This is a genomic window from Pseudomonas sp. BN606 (assembly GCF_029873115.1).
GTDB lineage: Bacteria > Pseudomonadota > Gammaproteobacteria > Pseudomonadales > Pseudomonadaceae > Metapseudomonas.
In genome coordinates this window covers 91856-116388 of the sequence record NZ_SSOF01000042.1, presented here as the reverse complement: position 1 = coordinate 116388, position 24533 = coordinate 91856, and the positions used below count along the sequence as shown (strand labels likewise).

Below are 24533 nucleotides of genomic sequence, written 5' to 3'. Positions count from 1 at the left end.
ATGAACCTGCTCAGCGTGGATCGCAACCGAATCGCCCCGGCCATCGCCGAGCAGGCGGTGGAATGGCTGGTGGAATTGCAGGGTGGCGAGGTCAGCGAACAACGTCGCCAGGCCTGGCAGGATTGGCGCAGCGCCAATGCCGAGCACGAGCGTGCCTGGCAACGCATCGAGGCGGTCAACGTGGGCCTGCGCGGCCTGGAATCCCCCGCGGCGCTGGCAGCCCTCGGCGCTCCGGCCCACCGTAGCCGCCGCGAGGCCCTGAAACTGCTGATGCTCTGCGCCATGGTCGGTGGCGGCGCCATCAGCCTGCGTAACAGCGAGCCGCTGCTGGTCCTGCGCAGCGACGAATCCACCAGCGTCGGCGAGCGTCGTGCGCTGCGCCTGGCCGACGGTTCGCGCCTGGAACTGAACACCGCAAGCGCTGTGGATATCCGCTTTGATGCCGGGCAACGACTGATCGAGATGCGCCAAGGGGAAATCCTCGTCGAAGGTGTCGCCGATTCCCGCCCCCTGCGTATCCATACCCCGCAAGGCCTGATAGAGAGCCGTGGCGGTCGCTTCAATGTGCGCGTCCTCGATCGCAGTAGCCGGGTCAGCCTGTTCGCCGGAAGCGCCGACCTGCTCGCCGACGGCCAGCGCCAGTCGCTGCTGCCCGGTCAGCAGACGAATCTCAGCCCCACCCGCATCGACACACCCGACAGCGTCAGCGAGGACAGCCTGGCCTGGACCCGGGGCATGCTGGTGGCGAGTCATATGCGCCTGGACGATTTTCTCGCCGAACTCGGCCGCTACCGCCATGGCCACCTCAGCTGCGCCCCGCAAGTGGCCGGGCTGCTGATTTCCGGCAGCTATCCGCTGGATAACACCGAGCGCATCCTCGCCATGCTGCCCAAGGCGCTGCCAGTGGAGGTGCATAGCCTGACCCGCTACTGGGTCAAGGTGCATCCGCGCGCCACCGGTTGAAGGGGAGTATCCGTAGGTTGGCACAGTGCGAAGCGAGGCCCAGCCTACGGCACGACTCTGACGTTGGGCTTCGTACCTCAGCCCAACCTACGGCCTCCATCGATAGCCAGATTTTTTGCGAAAGCTGAGCCTTTTTTCCGACCTCGCGTGACAAGGCAGGCAGAGACCTTCCCAATTCACGAACGAGACGCCCCCATGCAGTGCCCGCCCCGCCTTCGCCACTTCGCCCGAAAACCGCTGGTCCGCGCCATGCAACCCCTGCTGCTCAGCCTATGCCTGACCGCTGCCCTGCCCGCCAAGGTCATTGCTGCCGCCCTGGAAATTGGCGCCGAAAGCCAGCGCCGAGCCTTCGACATTCCAGCCGGCCCGCTAGAGGCGGCACTCAACCAGTTCGGCCGTGAAGCCGGCGTGCTGCTGTCGTTCAGCCCCGAGCTGACCGCTGGCCGCCAGACCCAGGGTCTGCGCGGCCAGTACGGCGTCGAAGAAGGCCTGAACCAGTTGTTGGCCGGCAGCGGCCTGCACGCCGTGGCCCAGGACGGTGGCTACAGCCTGCAATCGTCCGGCGCGGCCATCGAAGTGGATCGCCAGGTGGTGGTCGGCTCCCGCGCGCCCACCAGCATCAGCGAACTGCCAGGCACCGTCTGGATCATCGACGCGCCGCAGCTACAGGAGCAGACCAAGGCCGGCGTGCCCTTCAAGGAAGCCCTCGGTCAGTTGATCCCTGGCCTCGACATAGGTCCACAGGGCCGCACCAATTACGGCCAGAACATGCGCGGCCGTAGCGCCCTGGTGATGATCGACGGCGTTTCCCTGAACAGCTCCCGTGGCATCAGCCGCCAATTCGACTCCATCGATCCGTTCAACATCGAACGCATCGAGGTCCTTTCCGGTGCCAGTGCTGTGTACGGTGGCGGCGCCACCGGCGGCATCATCAACATCGTCACCAAGAAAGGTGACGCTGGCGCAGCCCGATTCAACAGTGAAGTGGGCCTGCGCAGCGGCTTCGAAACCAGCCAGGAACACGATTGGCGTGTGGCCCAGTCCGTCAGCGGCGGCAGCGAACAGATCAAGGGCCGCGCCGCGGTGGCGTACCAGAAGAACGGCGCCGCCTATGACGGCAACGGCGACCAGGTGATGCTCGACATCACCCAGACCGACCTGCAGTACAACCAGTCGGTGGATGTCATGGGCAGCCTCGACTTTGCCTTTGCCAATGGGCATAGCCTGAGCCTGGGTGCCCAGTGGTACGACTCCGGCTACGACGGCGACAAGGGCGTAGACCTCGGTCGCAACTTCCGTGGCCTGCGTGGACTGGAGCCCTTCGAGATCGAAGGCGGCGCCAACTTCGACCGCGAGCCGCGCACCGAACGCACCCAGTTCAACGCCACCTACCATGCCCCCGAAGTGCTGGGCCACGATCTCTACCTGCAGGCCTACTACCGCAGCGAAGAGATGGCCTTCCAGCCCTATCCGAGCATCACCTTCACCGGCACTGGCGCGATCAACCCGTCCCGCTCCTACTACTCCGCCTCCCAACAGGACACCAACTACTACGGGCTTAAGGCCGTGCTGGTGAAAGAGTGGGACCGCTTCACCCTGACTTACGGCGCCGATGTCGAGCGCGAAAGCTTCGACTCCGACCAGGCTCTGTTCGACCTCAGCACAGCTGCCCAGACCGGCGGCCTGGTAGCTGACGAATACGCCAAGGTCGGCCGCTACCCGGGGATCGATACAGACAGCAATTCGCTATTCGCCCAGGGCAGCTGGCGCGCGACCGACGCCCTGACCCTGTCCGGTGGTGTGCGTCGCCAGCGCACCAACAACGACGTCGGCGACTTCGTTGCAGCGGCCCAGCAGATCCAGATCAGCAAGGGCAACGGCACCAGTGCCGACGCCATTCCCGGCGGCGAGAAGGACTACCAGGTCGACCTCTACAACTTCGGAGCCGTGTACAAGCTGAACAAGGCGCAGCAAGTCTGGACCAACTACTCCGAAGGCTTCGAACTGCCCGACCCGGCCAAGTACTACGGCCAGGGCACCTACTCCGCCGCGCCGGTCAACGGCCGCTGGGTGCTGCAGAAGGGCGTGAACGTGAAGGACTCTGCCCTCGACGGCATCAAGACCAAGCAGGTGGAACTCGGCTGGCGCCACTACGACGGTAGCTTGGACGCCCAGTTGGCGGCCTTCTATGCGTGGTCCGACAAGAGCATCACCTATAACCGCACCACCCTGCTGGTGGAGCAGCTGGACAACAAGAAGCGCAACTTTGGCCTGGAAGGCCAGGCCAACTACTGGCTGAACGATAACTGGCAGATCGGCACCAGCGCCCTCGCGATCCGTTCCCAGCAGAAGATCGACGACCGCTGGCAAAAGCAGGACGTGACCGCGGCCAGTCCCTCCAAACTGACCGCTTTCGTCGGCTGGCGTGACGACGACACCAGCCTGCGCCTGCAAGGTGTGCGCACCTTCAACCTCTCCGACGACGGTAATGTCCTCGCCAATGGCCAGTTCGACGGCAACGACCACAAGATCGACGGCTACGCGACCTTCGACCTGCTGGGCAGCCAGGTCCTGCCGGTGGGTACGCTCAACTTCGGCATCCAGAACCTGCTGGACAAGGACTACACCACCGTCTGGGGCCAGCGCGCGCAGGTGTTCTACAGCGCCAACATCCCGGCCGACCTGTTCGACTACCACGGCCGTGGTCGTACCTACAGCCTGAGCTACAGCGTGGAGTACTGACAGCCCTCACCCCCAGCCCCTCTCCCAGAGGGAGAGGGGTGACTCCCGGCTCACCTTCAGCGCAATCCTGTAGGGGCGAATTCATTTGCCAAGCGGGCCACAGGTCCGCCCCAATGGCCGTTCAGTACGACACTGTCTTGTCCTTAGGCGCGATGTTCCAGCGGAACCAGTCATCCAGCATGGTCTTCTCGTAGCGCAGGCGGTCGTTGCTGAAGTAGTAGTTGCCGTGTTGCAGGTAGGACTGGTCGATCACCGTGACATCGCGACTAACCAGGGTCTTGCCGTCCTGTTCCAGTCTGTAGTGCAGCTTGATCCTGGGCCAGGTCACTTCGCGCATGAAGCGCACGTCCTGGAAATTGACCCGCCAGGGCTCGAACTGGCCGGCGAGGTCGATATCGCGGATATCCATCTTGAGGGTCTGGCCAGATTGCAGGTAGCGCTTGCCGAGCTTCTCGATATGCGCCTTGAGATCCTTCAGCACGAAGTCATCCGCACCCCGACCGTAATCCCGGTTCAGGCGCGCATCACTGTACTTGTCGGGCTGGCTGAAGCTGACCTCGGTGGTGGAGGCGAGCACGGTCGGGGAAAGGATCACCAGGGCCAGCACGACGGGGGGCAGCGTGGGTCGCATGGAACACCTCCTGACGGCGAAGCGAGGCACCGCAAGGACCAGTTTACGTCCGCAATTGCGAACGGGATGCGGCTCCAGTCGGACGGTTCAGAACAGGCGCAGCAGGCCAGCGCCCAACGGCAGCAGGGCCACTAGCGGCAGGACCCAGCGGGCCTGCCAGGCCAGCAGCGCAACCAGCAACAGGCCGGACAGCATCAGTTGGCAGAGCCAGATCACGATGCCGATTTCGCCACCCAGTTCGACGATGGCCAGGGACAGGCCAACCAGCATGGCGAGCGCCGCGCCGACCCGCAGCAGTCGGGTACGGAATTCACTCAGGGCGACACTGAAGAGCAGCTTGTGTTGTCGGGACATGGCCAGGGCCAATCCGGTCATGGCCAGGTAGCAGAAGGCGAAACTCAGGAGCAGCATCAGGCGCTTTCCTCTACCAGGCGGCGGCGGACGCGCGGGGCCTTCGCCGTCTGCGGTTGCGAACGGCGCCAGGCCAGGAAGCCGCAAAGGGTACCAGCCGCAATCAGCACCAGGTCGATGCCCGCCATGTCCCAATCACCGCGCGCCAGAGTCGCCAACAGGCTGCCCTGAGGAGTGACAAGCGCGTTAAGCAGCGGCAAGCCGAGGGCCAGCGCTGCCACGGCGACCAGCGCGTCGCGGGCGACCTTGCCGCTATCGCGGCGCAGTACGGCCCAGACTGCCACCAGCAGCCAGACACCGACGAAGACCCAGGTTTCCACACTGGCGCGCTCGGCCAGACCGGCCGGCAAAAGGCGATTGCCATAGAGCAAGCCCAGGCTGGCGATCGGCAGGCCGCCGACCACTGCGCCATTCAGCGCCCGCACCAGACCGATGCCGTAGCCGCCACGCGCCTCGCGCTTGCGCAGCCAGACCTGCAGGCCAGCCACCAGCATCGCGCAGCCCATCAGGCCGAGCAGCAGATAGAGGGCACGGACAATCTGCCCACCGAACTGCGCCATGTGCAGGTTGGTCAGCCAGGCATAGCTCTGGTAGCCGGGGCTGTAGGGCTTCTGTTCGTGGAGCAGCTCACCGCTTGCCGCGTCGTAGGACAGGGTCCACTGGAAGTCGACAATGCCGGAACGATCGTAGCGGCGGATATCCACTACTGCAGCTTCGTCTCCCGGATGATGCACGCTGATCCAGCCGGTCTCGGTGCCACCCCAGCGACGATGCGCATCGGCCAGCAACGCATCGAGGGACTTGGGCGCAAGCGCCGGGCGCTTCACATCCTCGCGGTGGTACGCGCCCATGGTGTCGTTGAAGAACTCTTCGGCATTGCCCTTGTACGCCAGCTGGATGCCGGCGGGCATGTAGAAGGTCACGAAGATGGCCAGGCCCGTGTAGGCAATGAGCAGGTGGAACGGCAGCCCCACCACGCCGAACAGGTTGTGCGCGTCCAGCCAGGCCCGTTGGCCGTTGGCGTCCGGACGCAACGTGAAGAAATCCTTGAAGATGCGCCGGTGGATGATGATGCCGCTGATCAATGCCACCAGCATGAACATGGCGGCGATGGCCACGATGTACATACCGATCATGCCGGCGTTGAGGTCGTAGTGCAGCGTGAAGAAGAACAGCCCACCGACGGTTTCCGGCATCGCCTCGCCGGTGGCCGGGTCGAGGGCGAAACGCACGAACTCGCTTTCGTCGGCCGGCTCGTAACCGGCCCAGTAGAAGGGCTCGCGCTCGCTCGGCGGGCGAATCCAGATGGCATGGGCATCCGGCGCCTTGGCGAGCATCGCTTCACGCACCTGGTCCACGGTCATGCTGTGGCTGGATGGCTCATGCAGGGCCGGGCGCATCCAGCGCTCCAGTTCCTTGTCGAAGCAAGCGATGCTGCCGGCGAAGAAGATGACGAACAGCAGCCAAGACGGTAGCAGTCCGCCCCAGGTGTGCAGTCCCGCCATGGATTGGCGCAGGCTCATGGACGTACTCCGAAATCGCTGGGCAGGTAGGCGGCCAGCGCCATCAGGACGGTCGCTCCGACCAGCATGAACCAGGCGCGCACGGCCGAACGCGCGGCAAAGGCGTAGATGATGGCGAAGGTGTAGACGGCGAAGCAGGACAGACTGGCGAACACCACCCGGTCGCTGCGCACCAGCGGTAGATAAACGGACAGGAACGCCGTGGCCGCATAGGCCGCCGCGTAGCCACCGAGAATCGCCGCCAGCATCCTTGCGGTCACGTCCCAGCGCGTGGAGGTCTTGGCTTTGCTCACGTTAGTTCCTTGATCAAGGACGCTCCCGGCGGGATTGTTCCAGCAGGGCAAGAGGCATCTTCAGAAATATACTGCGAATTATTTACATACGCATCATATTTGCAACAGAGAAACACTATCATCCATCAAGGAGCGACCCGGATCAGGCTATACGCGACAGCTGGTCGGTCCGTCGGTCATTGCGGTTCGAACTTTGCAGTTCTCCTGGCGTCCATCGACACATCGCTCCATCAACCAGGTGACAGGCCATGTACAACCCCTTCCAGATCCTCACCGACGCATTCCAGGCCGAATACCGGGTCAACCTCAGCCTCGTGAGCCCGGACGGCAGCATCATGCTGACCCTCACCAATGAACGCGGCGTGGTGGCGCGGCGTTTGATCAGTGCGGCACAGCGTAATGACGTGGTACGCCTCAATCGCGTGATCGAAAGCATTCGCCTGGGGATAGCCATCGAGAGCGGGCACAAGGTGGGCGAACTGCTCACCAGCATGACAGGAGGTCATGTGGCGCCGGTCCGCGCGGGGCTGGTCAATGCCGCACAGATAGCGCGCATCTGATGCACGCTATCCGTGCACGAGGTCAGGCTTCCTCTTCCGCCTCGACCTGACGACGCAGGTGTCGCCGACGCGGCGGGGCGTCGGACTGCTCGGAGGGAAAGCGCGAAGAAGCGAAGCGCACCACCAGGATTGCAAGAGCCAGCAACAGGATCGCGCCGGAGACGAATACCGCACCCAGGTCGGGACGATGATGGTGCGAAACGTCGGAGATCAGCAGGCGCGTCAGAGCGGTGATTGCCACATAGATCAGGAAACGCACCGGCATGTGGTTGGTCTTGAAGTAGATGCCGACCATGGCGCCCAGTTCGAGGTAGATGAACAGCAGCAAGATGTCATCGACCGTGATGTGCCCCTTCTCCACCATGCCCAGGAAGGCCACGACAGCGGCCCAGGCGGTGATACCGCCGATGGCGAACAGCGCCAGGTAGTGGAAACTCTCCACAAGGAGATTTCCCAGCGACTCGGCCAGGCCATGCACATTTGCACGCAGTTGTTCAGCCCAGTTGATTTTCACGATACAGCTCCTTGCGACAACGGCCCCGATGGTGCCGGCGAAAAATGACAGTGGGGTTATGCAGGATGGGGGCCGCCCTGGCCCCCACGCCACGAGGCAGGTTGTCGCAGCCAGCCCTCCGCAGGGACGAGGCACGGACTATGCTTGGGTTCCAGCGGAATTCGGGCCGATTCGCAGCGACCGTTGAGAGAGGCCGGCAAATGGAAATTTCCTACGGGGTATTTCCATTTGCCATCATTCCGAATACTGTACGCACATCCAGTATTTTTCCAACCAATGAAGGTGAGGGGTGATGAATGGCCGTCGAAGTGGTGTACCGCAGCAGCCGCGATCCGGAGCGCCTGTTCATGGATAAGGCCGAAGCCGACCGTTACGACAAGATGCTCGAACTGGCCGAATCCCTGGCCGAAGTCCTGCACAAGGCGGTTCCGTCACTGAGCGAGCAGCAGGTGGAAGACATCGGCATCTTCATGGCCAAGCATCGCGACACCTTCGCCCGCGCCTTCAAGAACCAGCCCGACGCCCTGGGCGAACTGGAGCTGGCTGGCGAGTAATCCGCCCTCTCCAACGGCCCCGCCCATTGCCCCTGCAATGGGTGTCGCCCAATCCCATCTTGCGCGGTTTCTTCAATCCGGCGGAGGCCCTTCCCCTCACGCTGGAGGTCCCTTTCAAGGAGACCTCCCATGCGCTCACTCTTTGCCTGGCTCTACGCCCCGCTGTTCCTTTTCGGCTTCCTCGCCCTTGGGCTCTGGACCACTGCCCATCATCCGACCTACTGGCTCGCGGCCCTGCTGGTGCCGGCCATTGCCCTGTCCTTCCTCGCCGAAGCCGGGCTGCCCTATGAGCCACAGTGGAACCGACCACGGGGCGACCGCTTACGGGACGGCCTGCACGCGCTGTTCAACGAAAGCCAGAGCCTGCTCGGCGTGTCGGTCATCCCGCTGGCCGCTACCTGGCTGCAGGGACTCGATACCTGGCCCAATCACTGGCCACTGATTTTCCAGTTGCTGCTGGCCGTCCTGGTCGCCGACCTCGGCGTTACCCTGATGCATTACCTCAGCCACCGGCTCGAGCCGCTCTGGCGCCTGCATGCCGTGCACCACAGCGTCCAGCGGCTGTATGGCTTCAATGGCCTGATGAAGCATCCGCTGCACCAGGCCGTCGAGGCACTGGCAGGTACCGCACCGCTACTCTTACTAGGCATGCCGCAGGGCATCGCCGCGCTGCTGGCCTTCGCCATCGCCCTGCAGCTCCTGCTGCAGCACAGCAACGTCGACATGCGCATCGGCCCACTACGCCATCTGTTCGCCTGGGCGCCGGTACACCGCTTCCACCACATGAAGTACGGCCGCGCCGGAGACGTGAACTTCGCGCTGTTCTTCAGCTTCTGGGACCGCCTGCTTGGCACCGCTTTCCACAGCGACTACCCCTTGGGCGTGCATGATCTTGGCATCGGCAGCCGTCCGGACTATCCGCGCAACTACCTGGCCCAGTTGATCGAACCCTTCCGCCCTCAACCGCATGGAACCAGCCCCGAGGCACCGGAAGGGCTGCGCCAGGTCTAGTCGATCAGCCGCAACGACAGCCGCGCCACGTTGCGGTCGGCGCGGATTCCGAAGGTGGCACGCATGGTGCGAGAGAAGTGCGCGGCGTCGGCGAAACCGGCGTCCATGGCAGCGCGGGTCAGCGTCGCGCCTTCGAGGGCCAAACGCAGCGCCAGACGCAGGCGGCGCCAGAGTACGAGACGCCGCACCGAGAGCCCCACCTGGTCGCTGAACAGTCTTTCCAACTGGCTAAGTGACAGGCAGGCCCTTTGCGCCAGGACCACCGCACTGACCTTCTCCTCCAGCAAGGTATCCACCGTTGCCAGCGCATTGGCGATTCGCGGGTCCAACTGTTGCCGGGGCGCAGCCTGCAGCAGGTCGGCCAGCGCTTCAAGGTTCGTCGGGGCATCCGCGAGCAACTGGCGTAACGTCTCCGGACTGAAGGCCAGGGGTTCGGCATACACGGCGACCACCTCCTGGCTGGGATCCTCGATGGCATGGGAACGCATCGATTCCACCAGCAGGAAGCGCCCGCAAAATAGCTCACCCTCCAGGGTCAGGCGAAACGGCAAGGCCTTGGCCAATAGCGCCTGGTGGGCGTAGTGGGCGTGGGGGCGCGCACTACCAGCAACGCCCTCGAGCAGGCAAAAGTCGCGGGCCATCCATAGCGCGCCCTGCCAGGGTAACTCGATCATCAGGGGCCTCCTGCCGGCTCAAGGCAGACAGCAATAGCTGCCGGTCGCCGGATCGGCAAGATGAGTGTCGAGGTATCTTTGGGGGCGAACTCATTCGCGAAATGGAATGGCACTAAGCGGCGCCTGACACAGCCCTCACCCCAACCCTCTCCCAAAGGGAGAGGGGACAGTTCGCGCCGGAGCTTAGCGACGTGCTTTTCCTGTGGGGGCGATGTCAATTGCTGAGCAAGGCACAGCCCTGCCCTACGGCTGCTCCAGCGCGTGCACCAGCGCCTTCAGAAACCTCGCCGCCTCGCCACCGGTGACGGCCCGGTGGTCGAAAGTCAGCGACAGCGGCAGCACCGGGTGGATATCCACCTTGCCCTGCCAGGCCACTACCTCGTCGCGGATGCCGCCCGCACCGATGATCGCCACCTGGGGCGGAACCACCACGGGATTGGCGTAGCGGCCAAACAGGGTGCCGAAGTTGGACAGGGTAATGGTGGCGCCCATCATTTCCTGCGGCGGGATGGAGCGTGCCTTCACGTCCGCCCGCAGGCGCGACATGCCCTCTTTCAGGTCTTCCGCGCTGCGCCCGCCCACATTGCGCAACACCGGTACGAAGAGCCCGTCGGGGGTATCGACTGCGATACCGAGGTCGAGCTTGTCGTGCTGGCGGATGGAAAGGGCGCGGCCGTCGAACCAGCTGTTGAGGATCGGCTCAACCTCACAGGCCGCGGCAATGGCCTTGCCCAGGCGGATCAGCGGGTCACGGGCTTCCGGCCAACGGTGCAGGTCGGCGTCACCGAAGATGGTCACCGGCACCACTTCGGCGTGGGAACGCGCCATGTTGATCGCCATGCTGCGGCGCACACCTCGCAGCCGCTCACCGCCGAAGCTGTCGCGGGCGCTTTGCGCGGCCTGCTCCACATCGGCGCGGGTCACCAGGCCATCCGGGCCACTGCCGGCCAGGGCCGCAAGCTCCACGCCCATTTGCCGGGCAAGCTGGCGAACAGCGGGAGTGGCGCGAGGCGCCAGGTGTTCACGGGTGGAGGGCGCGGCGCCGACGAAGAAGCTGTCGGCCTGAGCATTGCCGCCACCTTCCAGGCGACCGACCACGGTTCCGGCGTCGGCATCTTCCCCCTCATAACCGAGCAAGGGTTCGCCGACATGGAGGATGTCGCCCTCCTTGCCGAACGTCTTCGCTACCACGCCATCGTGGGGCGCCGGGATGTCCACCAGGGCCTTGGCGGTTTCCACCGAGACGAGCAACTGGTCAGCCTTGACGCTGTCCCCCGCCTTCACGTGCCACTGGACGATTTCCGCTTCCTGCAGACCTTCGCCCAGGTCGGGCAGTTTGAAGTATTTCATCGTGCACTCCTCAGGCGTAGTTCAGCACCAGGTCGCAGGCCGCGAGAATGTCTTCCGGGCTGGGGATATAGAGCTGTTCCAGGCGATACAACGGTGGCGGAATGTCCGGTGCGGTGACTCGCTGGATCGGCGCCTGCAGGTCGAGCAGCACGCGCTCGTAAAGACTGGCGGCGATCTCTGCGCCCACACCGCAACTGCGCGGTGCTTCGTGGACGATCACGCAACGGCCGGTCTTGCGCACCGAGGCTTCCAGGGTGTCGAGATCCAGCGGCTTGATGCTGGCGACATCTATGACCTCGGCAGACACGCCCTGCCCTTCCAGCCTGGCGGCGGCCTGCAGCGTTTCATGGACGCTGGCGCCCCAGCTGACAAGGGTGATGTCCGAACCTTCGCGCAGGGTGAAGCAGCTATCCAGCGGCAGGCGCTTGCCGTCGTCGATGATGGGTTGCGGGTTCATCCGGTAGAGCCGGGTAGGTTCGAGGAAGATCACCGGGTCCGGATCGTCGATGGCCGCCAACAGGAGTCCGTAGGCCCGTGCCGGTGACGACGGGATCACGACTCGCAGGCCGGGGATATGCGCGAACAAGGCCTCTGTGCTTTCGCTGTGATGTTCCGGCGCACGGATGCCGGCGCCCATGGGGCTACGCAGCACCAGCGGGCAGGTAAGCCGGCCACGGGTGCGGCAGCGGAGGCGACTGGCGTGGGATACCAGATGCTCCATGGCGGCGTAGATAAAGCCGAGAAACTGGATCTCCATCACCGGCTTCAGGCCCTGGGCGGCCATGCCCACAGCCAGTCCGCCGATCATGGCTTCGGCCAGCGGCGTGTCGATTACCCGCTTGAATCCGAAGCGGTCGCGCAGGCCGAGGGTGGCGCGGAACACGCCGCCGTTGACGCCCACGTCTTCCCCCAGGATCACGACGTTCTCGTCTTCCTGCATGGCACGGTGCAGGGCCATGTTCACGGCTTCCAGCAGGGCACGTTTTTCGATGGTGGCGTTGAGGTTACTCATGATCCTGTTCCTCCCTGCGGGCGACCCGTTCAAGGAGCATTTCGCGCTGCTCGCCAAGGGCGGCCGGCCAGCGCGCATAGACGTGGTCGAGCACCGACTCGACTGGCTGGACGCCGGCGCCTTCGAAGTTATCCACAGCGACCTGCACCTGGCGCTGGCAGTCGGCGATCAGCGCCTGTTCGCGCCCTTCGTCCCAGACCTTGTGACTGGCGAGGAAGGCCTGCATGCGCTTGATGGGCTCGTCCTGCCAGGCCGCCTTGACCTCCTCGGCACTGCGGTAGCGGGTGGCGTCGTCGGCGGTGGTGTGGTCACCGAGACGGTAGCTGATGCACTCCAGCAGCACCGGCCCCTTGCCGTGTCGCGCACGATCCAGCGCCCATTGCATGCGGTCGTAGACGGCAAGCACGTCGTTGCCATCCACCTGTTCGCCATGGAAGCCGGCACCGATGGCCTTTTGCGCCAGGGTGGGCGCGCCGCTCTGGATACGCCGGGGCACGGAAATCGCCCACTGGTTGTTGTTCACCACGAAGACCACCGGCAGCTGCCAGGCACCGGCCACATTAAGGGCTTCGAGGAAATCGCCCTTGCTGGTGGCGCCATCGCCACAGGTGGTTACCACGGCGCGATGCTGGCCGCGGATCTTGATTGCCGTCGCCACGCCGCAGGCATGCAGGGACTGGGTGGCGATGGGCACGCAGATGGGGAAGTCCTCTTTCGAGCGCGGGTCCTGGAAATCACTGCCACGTTCGTCGCCACCCCAGTAGAGAAGGATTTCCTCCATGCGCACGCCACGCATCAGTTGCACGGCGGTGTCACGGTAGTAAGGCACCAGCACGTCCTCACTCTGCATCAGGCTGCCGATGGCAACGCCAATGGCTTCCTGGCCGAGTGTCGGCGCGTAGGTACCGATGCGGCCGGTGCGTTGCAGGGCCACCGCCTTCTGGTCGAACAGGCGGGTCAGCACCATGCGGCGGTAAAGGTCGGTGAGCAGGTTGAAGTCGTCGGCCCAGACCGGCAGCTCGCCGACCAGGTGTCCCTCAGGGTCGAGGAAGCGCGTATAGGGCAATTCGATTCGATTGGACATGGCATCTCTCCTTACACCTTGTGGGTGCCTGTCGAGGCCCGGGGCTTGTGGCGCCGGGAGCGTGCGGGCCGGACCGCTGGTTGGCGGTCGCTCAGCCAAATAGCAGGCGTTCGGCCAGGGCGTCGGCGACCCGCGCGGGGGATCGCTTGTCGGCCTGGGCGTGCGCGTATATCTCGGTAAGGCGCTGGCTGATCCGCGACAGGTGCGCGGTGATCGCCGGCAGACTTTCGCCCTTGTGCTTGAGCGCGACGTAGATGAGCCCGCCGGAGTTGATCACGTAGTCCGGCGCGTAGAGGATGCCGCGCGCTTCCATCTCGTCGGCGATATCGGGGCTGGCGAGCTGGTTGTTGGCCGCTCCGGCAACCGCCGCGCAACGCAACTGCCCCACGGTCTGGGCGTTGAGCACGCCGCCCAGACCGCAGGGCGCAAGAATGTCGCAAGGCGTGGTCAGGAACGCATCGCTGGCCACCGGATGGGCGCCAAGCTGTTCCATCGCCAGTTGCACGCGGCCGGCGTCCAGGTCGCTGACCAGCAGTTCAGCACCCACCGCATGGAGCTGTTCGGCGAGGGCGTAACCGACATGGCCGAGCCCCTGCACGGCGACGCGCAGGCCTTCCAGGTCATCGCTGCCAAGGCGCGCATGGGCCGTGGCGCGAATCCCGGCAAACACGCCAAGCGCGGTGTGCGGCGAGGGGTCGCCGGCAGCGGTGGTGCTGGTGACGTGCCCGGTCTGCTGGGCGATGCAGTCCATGTCGGCGCTGGAGGTACCGCTGTCCACGGCAGTGATGTAGCGGCCACTCAAGGACTCGATCATGCGCCCGAAGGCTTCGAACAACGCGGCGCGGTCATTCACATGGGAAGGCCGGATGATCACAGCCTTGCCGCCGCCCTGGTCAAGGCCGGCCAGGGCGGCCTTGTAGCTCATGCCCTGGGCGAGGCGGATCGCATCGCGAATGGCACTTTCATCATCCGGGTAGGCGAGATAGCGACAACCGCCCAAGGCTGGGCCGAGGCGAGTGTTATGGATGGCGATGATGGCCTTGAGTCCGGTGGCGGGATCATTGGCGAGGTGCAACGCCTCCAGCCGGGCGGTTTCCATCATGGCGAACATGGCGGGCTCCCTTCCTGACGTTACGGCCAGTATAGGCCGAGCTTCGCCGTCCGCCCCCTCGCATCCGGGCATAAGCCTGGCCATCGAGATAACCGCTATTCGCGCCACTACTGGACGAAAATCAACCAGTTGACTACAAGGAATCAACCCGTCGGAGATACCCATGGACCCGCGCCAACACTGTCTAGCCTGCCTCGAACGCGACCCTCCAGCGATGCTGGAGGCGGCGCTGTGGATTGCCGCCGAACACGATCCGAGACTGGAGCCCGGACAAGTGCTGCGTGACTTCGGCGCACTGCTGCAACTGGTCGCTGCCGGCTTGCCACAACTGCCGCCGACGGAGTTGGCGCAACCCCTGTTGCGGCGTCTGAACGAACTGGACTTTCACGAAGACGACGAAACGCCCCTTCGTCCGCGGGCTGCACTGCTGCCTCAGGTGCTGGCAACGCGACGTGGCCAGCCGCTGTCCTTGGCGCTGATCGCCCTGGAACTGGCCTCCCGGTTGGGCATTCCGCTGGTCGGGGTCAACTTCCCGGGCCACTTCCTGCTGCGTGTGCCGAGCGCCGATCACCTGCTCGACCCGTGCAGCGGGCGCCGGCTCTATACCCGTGACTGCCGGGATCTGCTGATACGCGTTCAAGGCCCGCAGGCCGATCTCAAAGCCGTGCACCTGCAGACCGCCAGCCCCGGAGACATGATCCAGCGTCTGTCACGCAACCTCAGCCAGCTACACCGCGAGGCCGGCGAGTTCCTCGCTGCCCTGAAAGACGCCGAGCGCGTATTACTGCTTGGCCCGCCGAACATGCACGACCATCTGGCGCGCGCCGACATCTACCATCGTCTGGATTGCCCGCAGGCCGAGCGCTACGACCTTGAGCGCGCCCTGCTGCTCTGCGACAACCCGACCCAGCACCTGCAACTTGCTCAGCGCCTGCGCAGGCTGGGGCATGTTCAAGCCCTGCATTGAAGGCCACCCTCTGGCTCGGGCATGCTTTGGGCTTCCCCTCGCCGTGACCGCCTCATGAGTTCGCACGATCAAGCTGCCGATCCCCTGACCACCGCCACCCGTGACGTGGTGATGCGCTACCACCTTAGCTGGAAAGCCCGTGACATCGAGGCCGTGCTCGCGCTCTACCACCCCGAGGTGGAATACAACGACTTCTTCCAGAACCGCTGCATGCGCCGCGAAGACCTCCGCGACTACCTGATCGCCACCATGCCCAGCGGCCCGGAAGACTTCCTCGAGCACAACGACCGCATCCGCATCGATGGGGACACCGCATTCATCCAGTACGCCATCAGCGTCGCCGGCGGTGGCACGTTCCGCGCCAGTGAAGCCATCACCGTGCGCGACGGACTGATCTGGCGGATCAACGAATACGCCCTGCTGGTACAACCCGCTGCCCAGCCCGGCAAGGCCCAGTCGCCGCGCCCGGCGGCCAGCCGTCTTGGCCTTTCGGCACGCCAACTGGGCATGCTGGCGCGGGACATCGAGGAGTACTTCCAGCGCTCCCAGCCCTACCTCGACCCGAGCCTGGACCTGCACCAGGTAGCGAACGCCACCGGCTACACCCGTAACCAGATTTCCTACCTGCTCAACCAGATGCTTGGCCAGAGCTTCTACCAGTACGTCAACCAGGCCCGCCTGCAGCACTTGCTCGAACTGCTGAAAACCGCCCTGCCGCCGGTTCGAATCGACGAACTGGCCTTCAGCGCCGGTTTCAATTCCCTTTCGGCGTTCTATCGCTGCTTCCGTCAGCACACCGGCCAATCACCCAAGGCCTATCTCAAGCAACACCCCAAATCGTAGGGTGCGCTACGCGCACCGAGCAGAGTTCAGCCCCGCACCGGGGTTCTGGTGTGCACGGCGCCCCCTGCGACAGGGCATGTGCAACCAGCACATTCCCAGCGTGCCCGCGCACACGACAAGCGCCCTGCCACCCTCTAGCCTTGCCAGCCACGACAACCTGCCAACGGGGACCTGCCTATGCCGAACTGGCGCCAAATCAGCCTGTGGATGGACACGCTCGACGAAGACCTCAAGCCACGACCGGCGCTGGCGGGATCGCTCGAAGTGGATGTGGCGATCATCGGCGCCGGTTACACCGGACTGTGGACGGCCTATTACCTGAAGCGCCAGGCCCCGGAGCTGAAGATCGCCATCGTCGAGGCGCAGTTCGCCGGCTTCGGCGCCAGTGGCCGTAATGGCGGCTGGCTGATGGGCAACCTGCTGGGCGAGGACCGCGCCCTGGCACCGCTGCCTGCTGACGTGCGCAAGGCGTCCTTCGACCTGCTGCACGGCATTCCCGATGAAGTGGCCGAAGTGCTGCAACGCGAAGGCATCGATTGCCACTTCCGCAAGGGCGGCATCCTTTACTGCGCCGCCCGCTATCCGGAGCAGGAAAAGCGTCTGCGCGACCAACTGGCGGACCTGCATGCCGAAGGCCTCAGCGAAGCCGACTACCGCTGGATGAGCCCCGAAGAGTTGAATGGCCAGCTCCGTGTGGCCAACCCCTACGGCGGCATCCATACCCCGCACTGCGCCACCATCCAGCCGGCCCGGCTGGTGCGCGGACTGGCCCGGGCGGTGGAGCGCATGGGTGTGCAACTGTTCGAGCAGAGCCCAGCCACTCACTGGCAACCAGGACTGGTGCGCACCGCGCAGGGCGAGCTCAAGGCGCATTGGGTAGTGCCTGCCATCGAAGGCTACGCCGCCAGCCTGCCCCCGCTGGGCAAATACCAGTTGCCGGTACAGAGCCTGCTCATCGCCACGGAACCACTAAGCGACGCGCAATGGGCGGAGATCGGCCTGGGACACGGCCAGGCGTTCAGCGAGAGCAGCCGCCAGGTCACTTATGCACAACGCACCGCGGACAACCGCCTGGCCTTCGGCGCACGGGGCGGCTATCGCTTCGGCGGCCGCTTGCGGGAGGACTTCCAGCTCACCGACGACGAAGTCGGCCTGCGTCGTTACCTGCTCGGCGAACTCTTCCCGCAGTTGCGCAACGTGGGCATCACCCATAGCTGGGGTGGCAACCTGGGCATGGCGCGGCGCTTCCGTCCGCACATGCTGGTGGACCGCAGGAACGGCATCGCGCTGTCCGGCGGCTACGGCGGCGAAGGTGTCGGCGCCAGCAACCTGGGCGGTCGCACCCTGGCCGACCTGATCCTCGGCAAGGAAACCCTGCTCACCCGCCAGCCCTGGGTCTTGGGCGACGGCCCATTGGAGCGCCTCAGCACCTGGGAGCCGGAACCCTGCCGCTGGCTCGGTTACAACGCCATCATCCGCAGCTTCGTCCACGAAGACCGGGTGCTGGCCAATCCTCACAGCGCGCCCTGGCGCCGCGCCATGGCGCTGAAGCTGGCCAACCTCATGGAAGGCCTGATGCGCTGAGCCGCGCGAAACATTACTGCACCTATTCGCGAGCAGAGCTCGCACACCCAGGCATTTGCGGAGCCAACGACATGAAAGCCACCTTGCTGCAGAACACCCACGAGATGCCCCTGTCCGCTCCTAGCCCGGTCGCGGTGCCGATCGACGAGCCCGTGCCGCACACCCGCGTGCATTCGGTGGAGCGCACCGACAGCGTGGAAACCGGCGTCTGGGAATGCAGCCCCGGTCGTTTCCGCCGGCAGATCGTCGAGCAGGAGTTCTGCCATTTCACCCACGGCAGCTGCACCTTCACCCCGGACGGTGGCGAGCCCATCGAGATCAAGGCAGGCGACGCCCTGCTGCTGCCGGCCAACAGCCTGGGCATCTGGGATGTGAAGGAAACCCTGCGCAAGACGTACGTGATCATCTCGCGCTGATCAAGCTGGCCTCCAGGCAGGGCTGCGCCCTGCTTGGCGAATGAATTAGCCCCTACAGCGTTCCATCGAAATCAATCGCTGAAACTGCCGTGCCGCCCCTGCCCCGCCTTGAAGGAGCGCGCGCCGGCCAATGTTTCCCCGCTGCGGATAACCTCCATCCCTCCCGCGAATTCGTTGGCGATGGCCGCCTCGAACGGCAGCTCCCACTGGGCATAGGCGCTGGCTCGGTCAGCCAGCATGCAGCGTTGAGGAAAGGCCGCAATCGCATGGGCCAGCTCCTCGGCTGCGGCACGGGCCTGCCCTTTTGGGACGACTCGATTGGCCAGGCCGATTGCCAGGGCTTCCTGTGACTTCACCGGGCGTCCAGTAAGGATCAGGTCCAGCGCCCTGCCCTGGCCGACGATGCGTGGCAGACGCACCGTGCCGCCGTCGATCAGCGGCACGCCGAAACGTCGGCAGAACACCCCGAACACCGCGTCCTCGGCCATTACCCGCATATCCGCTACCAGGGCCAACTCCAATCCCCCCGCCACTGCATGGCCTTCGACGGCTGCGATGAGCGGCTTCGCCAGTTGCATTCGGCTCGGTCCCATCGGGCCGTCACCCTCGGTTTCCAGGCGATTGCGCCGCGCACCGTCTTCCGCCACCGCACCCAGGTCAGCCCCGGCGCAGAAGGTGCCGCCCGCCCCGGTAAGCACTGCGACCCGAGCCTCCTCATCCGCCTCGAACGCACGCAGTGCTGCCGCCAGGGCATCGGCGGTAGGACGGTCCACGGCATTGCGCACATCGGGGCGGTCGATGATGAGCGTGGTGACCGGACCGTTCTTCTCGACTTTGACGTTCATGGGGGGCTCCTGGGTTTGGCAGATGGAGGGGCAGTTTTCTTGTGGGAGATTCATTCGCGAAGATGCTGCGCGGCAGCCCCCTTGGGCACTCCGTAGGGCAGGCCTGTGGCCTGCATCGCAAATGAACTCGTTCCCACATAATGAAAAAGGCCGGCAACAAGGCCGGCCTTCAACATAGTGCTTCACCGAAGGAATGTTCAGCCCACTGGCGGAACTGCCCCGGTGAACGGCGGGATCAGAGGGCGTACTTCTGCAGGTTGGCCATCATCTCGCGGAGGGCTTCGACGTTGTCCGCCGGGTGCGCGGCGCCTTCGAAGTCGCAGATGGTCTTCCAGTTGGCCGCCACGTCCTCGGCGTCGAAGCCGGCCTTGGGATCGAAGCCAAAGCCCAGGCTACGCTCCCAGCGCACCTTGCCGATCCAGCCACCGCCGACTTCGAACAGGCCGGAAGTTTCCTGGCATTGCTCGCTGCCCAGGAATACCACCAGCGGGCTGACCAGTTCGGGCTTCAGCTGTTCGAACACCTGCGGTGGAATCAGCCCTTCGGTCATGCGGGTACCACCGGTTGGGGCGATGGCGTTGACCAGGATGTTGTTCTTGCGGCCTTCGATGGCCAGGTTGCGGGTCAGGCCGTAGAGGCCGAGCTTGGCCATGCCGTAGTTGGACTGGCCGAAGTTGCCATAGATGCCCGAGGTGGACGAGGTGAAGATGACGCGGCCGTAGTTCTGCTCGCGCAGGTGCGGCCAGGCGGCGCGAGTGACCTTGTAGGCGCCTTCGACATGGACTTTGTAGACCAGCTCCCAGTCGGCGTCTTCCATCTTGTGGAAGGTCTTGTCGCGCAGGATGCCGGCGTTGTTCACCACCACATCGACGCGGCCGAAGTGATCGAGGGCGGCCTGGACGATCTTCTCGCCATCGGTCACCGAGTCATGGCTGGCCACGGCGGTGCCGCCGGCTTCGCGAATCTCCGCCACCACACGGTCGGCCGCCGAGGCGTTGGCACCCTCACCGTGGGTGCTGCCACCCAGGTCGTTGACCACCACCCGGGCGCCGTGCCGGGCGAAATTCAGCGCGTGGGCGCGGCCAAGGCCACCACCGGCGCCGGTGACGATTACGACTTTGTCTTGGAAGCGGATTGCATCGCTCATTGGCTGGGCTCCTCGGCACGCCTGGGTATCCGCCGAGTCTCCGGCAGCTCAACCGGACCCACAAGAATCGGAGCCGCCATGAATGGTGCCCGATAAGGGCAACGCTACTTGATGGGAATGAACAGGCAACCGTGCGGCCGCAGTTTGAACAACCACCAGTGATAGCTGTGGCAGAGCAGCGCCAGCAGCCCGGCGCCCAGCAGGCAAGCGCCGGCGGCGAGCCAGCTCCACCAGCCCGGCTGGCGCAGTACCGCGTAACCAATCAGGCTGATGCCGGCGATGAGCAGCAGGGCGGCGGCAGCCGGTCCCAGGTTACGAATGACGGGATAGAGGAACACCAGGAAACGGAACAGCATGATCGAGCCTCGATGGCGCCGGGCAACCCGTGCCCGGCCAATGGATGAGGCCGGAAATGCTAGTGCTACGCCGCCAGCAACTGGAGGCGAGCAAGTCCGATTCGTCTGTGGGAAATGCCGCTATCGGCCTCGATCATGAAACGCCAGGAAGTGCTCCAGCACCTGTTCCGGCGCCTCTGTCTGTGGATAGTGGCCAATACCTTCGAGCAACACGGTATTGGCGTCCGGAATCAGCTCCCGATAACGCGCGACCATGTGCGCACCGGAGATGGGGTCCACCGCACCATCGATCACCTGCAGCGGCACACCGCCCTTCTGCATGGCCGCCACCCAGCGGTCACGCTGTTGGCGACGCTCAGGGATGTAGTGGATCAGCCGGTGCATGACCGCTGGGCCATCCTGCTCGGCGATAAGTCGCCAGAAATCATCCAGCTCCGCTTCACTGGGTTGGGTGTATGGCCCGAACACCTGGGCGAAGCTGGCGGCCAGCTTGCGGCGGGAGAACAACCGCCCGACCAGCCCACCGATGGGGCTCAGCAGCAGTTTCTGCACCAGCACCGGCCGGTGGGTTTCCGGAAACAGGCCGCCATTGAGGAAGACGCAGCTGGCCAGGTTGAAACGCCCTTCGTGGTGCCGCGCCAGCAGCTCCTGGGCGACGCTGTCGCCGTAGTCATGAGCGAGCAGATGCACTGGCCCGGTTACGTCCAGATGGGCGAGCAGCGCCTGCTTGAGGTCCGCCTGCTCCAACAGGCGGTAGTCATGGCCGCGGGGCTTGGCCGAATAACCGAAGCCGAGCATGTCGCAGGCGATGACGCGAAAGCGCCTGGCCAGCGGCGCCCAGAGGTAGTGCCAATCCCAGGAGGCGGTGGGAAAGCCGTGTATCAGCAACAGCGGCTCGCCCTCCCCTGCCGTCCAGTAGCGAATGCGCTGGCCCCGGAAGTCCATGTCCCTCGCCTGGGCGCGCCAGTCGCCCAGGCAAATGCCGGACAGGCCTTTACTGGGCATAACCGGGGAACTGCTGATCGAGCTTGCGCAGCAGGGCTGGCCAGGGCAAGGCACCGCCCATGCCGGTGGAGCTTTTCATCACCCCGGCGATCATTGCACTGGCGCCGTCGAGAATCTGCTGCGGGATATGGATGAGCTCACCACCACCGGACTGGGCCATCACCTGGATTTCGCAGGCGCGCTGCAGGGTGAACATGCCGAGGAAGGCGTCGGCGATGCTGCCAAAGGCGGTGAGCAGGCCGTGGTTGGGCAGGATCATGAAGTTGGCCTGACCGAGGTCGGCCTGCAGGCGGGCTTTCTCATCGTGGTTCAGTGCGACGCCTTCGTAGCCGTGGTAGGCGAGGCTGGCGAGGACGAACAGCGATTGCTGAGACAGCGGCAGCAGACCCTGCTTCTGCGCCGACACGGCGATACCAGCGGCGGTATGGATGTGCAGCACGCAGCCCACATCCGGGCGTACTTCGTGCACCGCGCTGTGGATGGTGTAGCCGGCCGGATTGATGTCGTAGGGGCTGTCCATCAGCTTGTTGCCGGCCAGGTCGATCTTCACCAGGCTGGACGCGGTGATCTCATGGAACATCAGCCCGTAGGGGTTGATCAGGAAATCCTCGGTGCCGGGAACCTTGGCGGAGATGTGGGTGAAGATCAGGTCGTCCCAGCCGTACAGGGCGATCAGGCGGTAGCAGGCGGCCAGATCGACACGGGTCTGCCATTCGGCTGCGGACACCTGGTCCTTGAGGTTGAGTGACGGGAGAGCTTGGGCGGCTGTCATGGCGAAACCTCGTTGTTGTTATGTGTGCCAGGAGTCTAGCCATGGGCTGCCGCGGCGATAGTCGCCTTGGCAGCCAGCTTAATGGCCTTGCGAGTCAGATCAGCGATGCCACCAATGGCGCGGCGAACAGATTGAGCAGGCCCATAAGGACCATCACAAGACCGGCCACGGTGCCCTCTTCGCGGCCCACTTCCTGGGCCCGGCTGACGCCCGCGCCGTGAGCGCCAACGCCGAACAACGCACCGCGGGCCAGCGCACTGCGCAGGGGCAGCCAGCGGATCAGCAGGCTGCCGGCGAGCGCGCCGAATACCCCGGTGAGCATGACGAAGACCGCCGTCAGCTCGGGCACGCCGCCCAGGTCCTGGGCCACCGGCATGGCGAAGGGCGTGGTGATGGAACGCGGCACCAGCGACAGGCTCACCTCGAACTCCAACGCCAGGGCATTGGCCAGCCACCAGGAGCTGGCAATAGCGACCGCGCTCCCGGCCAGCATGCCCAGAAGCAGCGCCGCCCAATGACGGGCAAGCAAGGTGCGCTGTTGCCAGATGGGCACGGCGAAGGCCACGGTAGCCGGGCCCAGCAGCAACATCAGCCAGTGGGTTGCCCCGGCGTACTCGGCGTAGGCGGTGTGTAGCGGAACGGCCACGACGAGCAGCAGCGCGGGCACGAAGATCAGCGGCGACAGCAGGTAGCGGCCGGTGCGCCGGTACATCCAGCGGCTGGCCAGGTAGCCGATGAGCGTCAGCGCCAGCCAGAACCAGGACATGGGCTCAATGTTCATGGCGCACCCTCCAGCGGCAAACGAATTCAACCGTCAGCGCGGTGGCCAGCATGACCAGCAGGGTGCTGGCGCCGATCACCAGAAGTATGCGCAGTCCGTCCGCGCGCAGCAGCGCTCCGTAGTCCAGCAGGCTCATCAGGGCCGGAATGAAGAACAGCAGCATCTCGGCCATCAGCAGTCCGGCACCCAGTTGCAGCGCCGCGGGCTTTACCCAGCCGGTGGCAAAGGCCGACAACAGCAGGCCGAGGCCGATCACGCCACCGGGAATCGGCCAACCCAGCACCGTCGCCAGTTTGCCGCCCAGGGCGTAGAGACCCAGGAGAACGACGAGTTCGGCGGCGAGGCGAGTGATATGGAGCAGGCGGGAACGGTTCATGGCGGTGACCCTCGGTACTGGTGGCCAGCTTAGGTCCGCGCCTATCATCCCAAAAGCGAATTATTCGACTTGCAGCCATTCGATATTGGAATAGCCATGGAATTCCGCCAGTTACGCAGCTTCGTAGAGGTCGTCCGTCAGGGCGGCTTCACCCAGGCCGGCAAAACCCTGCATGCCACCCAATCCACCGTCAGCAAACAGGTGGCCCAGCTTGAACAGCGGCTGGGCGTACAGTTGCTGGAGCGAAGTGGCCCGCATCTGCGCCTGACCGACGCCGGAGCCGTGGTGCTGCGCCACGCCGAAGACATGCTGCGCCAGCGCCAGGACCTGCATAGCGAGCTGGATGACCTCAGCCACCTGCGACGGGGTGAACTGCGCCTGGGGTTGCCGCTGCTGGGCGGTGAAGTGCTGTTCGCCGAATTGTTCGCCGAATACCGACGGCGCTACCCGAACATCGTGGTGCGCTTGCAGGAAGGCGGCAGCAAGCTGATGGAAGAGGCGCTGCTGCAGGGGGAACTCGAACTGGCTGGCAGCCTGACGCCCAGCGATCCGGTGCTGGAGTACCAGCCCTTCTGCAACGAACCACTGGATGTCCTCGTACCCGAGAGCCATCCGCTGGTAGGCGAGACAAGCCTTGCCCTTGCGCAATTGGCCGACTCGCCGTTCCTGCTCTACCAGCAGAGCTTCACCCTCAATGACCGATTGCTGCTGGCCTGCCGCCAGGCCGGCTTCACTCCGCGCGAAGTGGGCCGAAGTGGCCAGGCAGATTTCCTCGCCGCGCTGGTGGCTGCTGGTCAGGGTGTGGTGCTGCTTCCGCGCATCGTCGCCCGCCCGCTGCAACGTCCTGGCCTGCGCCTGGTTCCGCTGCGCGAACCGGACCTGCGCTGGGACATCGCCTTCGTCTGGCGACGCGGCGCCTACCTGTCACGGGCCGCACAGGCGTGGCTGGAGCTGTTGCGGGAATATTCGCCGCTGGGGCGAGACGAAACCTTATAGGGCGCGGAGTTT

At 64.9% G+C, this 24533-nt stretch carries 27 protein-coding genes; 10 read left to right on the top strand and 17 right to left on the bottom strand.

The window, feature by feature from the left end:
• A complete protein-coding gene (locus E8E75_RS05995) occupies nt 1-963 on the top strand; it encodes a FecR family protein (RefSeq protein ID WP_153918569.1) in 963 nt (320 codons plus the stop codon).
• A 195-nt stretch (nt 964-1158) separates the two neighbouring features.
• Complete coding sequence (locus E8E75_RS05990) at nt 1159-3705, top strand: TonB-dependent receptor (protein WP_153918566.1); 2547 nt, start codon at nt 1159-1161, stop codon at nt 3703-3705.
• 121 nt (nt 3706-3826) lie between these two features.
• Here E8E75_RS05990 and E8E75_RS05985 read toward each other — a convergent pair whose 3' ends face one another.
• The 4 genes from E8E75_RS05985 to E8E75_RS05970 all read right to left on the bottom strand — a co-directional run bounded on the left by E8E75_RS05985 (nt 3827) and on the right by E8E75_RS05970 (nt 6563).
• Nucleotides 3827-4336, bottom strand: a complete 510-nt coding sequence (locus E8E75_RS05985; RefSeq protein WP_153918563.1) for a DUF3016 domain-containing protein — start codon at nt 4334-4336, stop codon at nt 3827-3829.
• Between the two features lie 87 nt (nt 4337-4423).
• The gene (locus tag E8E75_RS05980) at nt 4424-4747 is read right to left on the bottom strand and encodes a DUF3325 domain-containing protein (protein WP_153918561.1); all 324 of its coding nucleotides are present in this window, start codon (nt 4745-4747) and stop codon (nt 4424-4426) included.
• Nucleotides 4747-6270 carry a PepSY-associated TM helix domain-containing protein gene (locus E8E75_RS05975; protein WP_153918559.1) on the bottom strand — a complete coding sequence of 508 codons (1524 nt, stop codon included), beginning with the start codon at nt 6268-6270 and terminating at the stop codon, nt 4747-4749. Before E8E75_RS05975 ends, E8E75_RS05980 begins: the two co-directional genes overlap by 1 nt.
• A complete protein-coding gene (locus E8E75_RS05970) occupies nt 6267-6563 on the bottom strand; it encodes a DUF3649 domain-containing protein (protein WP_174235593.1) in 297 nt (98 codons plus the stop codon). Before E8E75_RS05970 ends, E8E75_RS05975 begins: the two co-directional genes overlap by 4 nt.
• A gap of 248 nt (nt 6564-6811) precedes the next feature.
• Between E8E75_RS05970 and E8E75_RS05965 the strand changes: the two genes are divergently transcribed.
• Complete coding sequence (locus tag E8E75_RS05965; RefSeq protein WP_120654700.1) at nt 6812-7123, top strand: DUF3509 domain-containing protein; 312 nt, start codon at nt 6812-6814, stop codon at nt 7121-7123.
• Nucleotides 7124-7145: 22 nt separating this feature from the next.
• Here E8E75_RS05965 and E8E75_RS05960 read toward each other — a convergent pair whose 3' ends face one another.
• Nucleotides 7146-7637: a phosphate-starvation-inducible PsiE family protein gene (locus E8E75_RS05960; protein ID WP_120654699.1), complete on the bottom strand. Its 492-nt coding sequence runs from the start codon at nt 7635-7637 to the stop codon at nt 7146-7148.
• Between the two features lie 296 nt (nt 7638-7933).
• Between E8E75_RS05960 and E8E75_RS05955 the strand changes: the two genes are divergently transcribed.
• Together E8E75_RS05955 and E8E75_RS05950 are read left to right on the top strand one after the other, a co-directional pair.
• Nucleotides 7934-8191 carry a YebG family protein gene (locus E8E75_RS05955; RefSeq protein WP_120654698.1) on the top strand — a complete coding sequence of 86 codons (258 nt, stop codon included), beginning with the start codon at nt 7934-7936 and terminating at the stop codon, nt 8189-8191.
• Between the two features lie 129 nt (nt 8192-8320).
• Nucleotides 8321-9202, top strand: a complete 882-nt coding sequence (locus tag E8E75_RS05950; RefSeq protein WP_153918557.1) for a sterol desaturase family protein — start codon at nt 8321-8323, stop codon at nt 9200-9202.
• Here E8E75_RS05950 and E8E75_RS05945 read toward each other — a convergent pair.
• The 5 genes from E8E75_RS05945 to E8E75_RS05925 form a co-directional block, all read right to left on the bottom strand.
• Nucleotides 9199-9876 carry an AraC family transcriptional regulator gene (locus E8E75_RS05945; protein WP_153918556.1) on the bottom strand — a complete coding sequence of 226 codons (678 nt, stop codon included), beginning with the start codon at nt 9874-9876 and terminating at the stop codon, nt 9199-9201. The genes E8E75_RS05950 and E8E75_RS05945 overlap by 4 nt on opposite strands.
• Nucleotides 9877-10119: 243 nt before the next feature.
• The gene (locus E8E75_RS05940) at nt 10120-11226 is read right to left on the bottom strand and encodes a dihydrolipoamide acetyltransferase family protein (protein WP_120654695.1); all 1107 of its coding nucleotides are present in this window, start codon (nt 11224-11226) and stop codon (nt 10120-10122) included.
• Nucleotides 11227-11236: 10 nt separating this feature from the next.
• Nucleotides 11237-12238, bottom strand: coding sequence for an alpha-ketoacid dehydrogenase subunit beta (locus E8E75_RS05935; protein WP_120654694.1), 1002 nt, complete (start codon nt 12236-12238; stop codon nt 11237-11239).
• Nucleotides 12231-13322 (bottom strand): pyruvate dehydrogenase (acetyl-transferring) E1 component subunit alpha, encoded by a 1092-nt coding sequence (gene pdhA, locus E8E75_RS05930; protein ID WP_120654693.1) that lies wholly within the window; start codon nt 13320-13322, stop codon nt 12231-12233. The genes E8E75_RS05935 and pdhA overlap by 8 nt, the downstream gene beginning before the upstream one ends.
• Before the next feature lie 91 nt (nt 13323-13413).
• The gene (locus E8E75_RS05925; RefSeq protein ID WP_120654692.1) at nt 13414-14433 is read right to left on the bottom strand and encodes a Glu/Leu/Phe/Val dehydrogenase dimerization domain-containing protein; all 1020 of its coding nucleotides are present in this window, start codon (nt 14431-14433) and stop codon (nt 13414-13416) included.
• A 163-nt stretch (nt 14434-14596) separates the two neighbouring features.
• Here E8E75_RS05925 and E8E75_RS05920 point away from each other — a divergent pair, with 163 nt between their 5' ends.
• From E8E75_RS05920 to E8E75_RS05905, 4 genes are all read left to right on the top strand, one after another.
• Complete coding sequence (locus tag E8E75_RS05920; RefSeq protein WP_120654691.1) at nt 14597-15400, top strand: transglutaminase family protein; 804 nt, start codon at nt 14597-14599, stop codon at nt 15398-15400.
• A gap of 111 nt (nt 15401-15511) precedes the next feature.
• Nucleotides 15512-16243 (top strand): nuclear transport factor 2 family protein, encoded by a 732-nt coding sequence (locus tag E8E75_RS05915; RefSeq protein WP_120655359.1) that lies wholly within the window; start codon nt 15512-15514, stop codon nt 16241-16243.
• A gap of 177 nt (nt 16244-16420) precedes the next feature.
• Nucleotides 16421-17827 (top strand): FAD-binding oxidoreductase, encoded by a 1407-nt coding sequence (locus tag E8E75_RS05910; protein WP_153918553.1) that lies wholly within the window; start codon nt 16421-16423, stop codon nt 17825-17827.
• 71 nt (nt 17828-17898) lie between these two features.
• A complete protein-coding gene (locus E8E75_RS05905; RefSeq protein ID WP_120654689.1) occupies nt 17899-18243 on the top strand; it encodes a cupin domain-containing protein in 345 nt (114 codons plus the stop codon).
• A 71-nt stretch (nt 18244-18314) separates the two neighbouring features.
• Here E8E75_RS05905 and E8E75_RS05900 read toward each other — a convergent pair whose 3' ends face one another.
• The 7 genes from E8E75_RS05900 to E8E75_RS05870 form a co-directional block, all read right to left on the bottom strand.
• The gene (locus tag E8E75_RS05900; protein WP_120654688.1) at nt 18315-19088 is read right to left on the bottom strand and encodes a crotonase/enoyl-CoA hydratase family protein; all 774 of its coding nucleotides are present in this window, start codon (nt 19086-19088) and stop codon (nt 18315-18317) included.
• 235 nt (nt 19089-19323) lie between these two features.
• Entirely contained in the window at nt 19324-20235 is a 912-nt protein-coding gene (locus E8E75_RS05895; protein ID WP_120654687.1) for an SDR family oxidoreductase, read from the bottom strand.
• A gap of 104 nt (nt 20236-20339) precedes the next feature.
• Nucleotides 20340-20591: a hypothetical protein gene (locus E8E75_RS05890; protein ID WP_120654686.1), complete on the bottom strand. Its 252-nt coding sequence runs from the start codon at nt 20589-20591 to the stop codon at nt 20340-20342.
• 120 nt (nt 20592-20711) lie between these two features.
• Nucleotides 20712-21596 carry an alpha/beta hydrolase gene (locus tag E8E75_RS05885; RefSeq protein ID WP_153918551.1) on the bottom strand — a complete coding sequence of 295 codons (885 nt, stop codon included), beginning with the start codon at nt 21594-21596 and terminating at the stop codon, nt 20712-20714.
• On the bottom strand, nt 21586-22368 hold the full coding sequence (locus E8E75_RS05880) for a class II aldolase/adducin family protein (RefSeq protein WP_120654684.1): 783 nt from the start codon (nt 22366-22368) through the stop codon (nt 21586-21588). Before E8E75_RS05880 ends, E8E75_RS05885 begins: the two co-directional genes overlap by 11 nt.
• 94 nt (nt 22369-22462) lie before the next feature.
• The gene (locus E8E75_RS05875) at nt 22463-23149 is read right to left on the bottom strand and encodes an LrgB family protein (protein WP_153918549.1); all 687 of its coding nucleotides are present in this window, start codon (nt 23147-23149) and stop codon (nt 22463-22465) included.
• Nucleotides 23139-23525 carry a CidA/LrgA family protein gene (locus tag E8E75_RS05870; RefSeq protein WP_120654682.1) on the bottom strand — a complete coding sequence of 129 codons (387 nt, stop codon included), beginning with the start codon at nt 23523-23525 and terminating at the stop codon, nt 23139-23141. The genes E8E75_RS05875 and E8E75_RS05870 overlap by 11 nt, the downstream gene beginning before the upstream one ends.
• Before the next feature lie 96 nt (nt 23526-23621).
• Between E8E75_RS05870 and E8E75_RS05865 the strand changes: the two genes are divergently transcribed.
• On the top strand, nt 23622-24521 hold the full coding sequence (locus tag E8E75_RS05865; RefSeq protein WP_153918547.1) for a LysR family transcriptional regulator: 900 nt from the start codon (nt 23622-23624) through the stop codon (nt 24519-24521).
• The last annotated feature ends 12 nt before the right edge of the window (nt 24522-24533 follow it).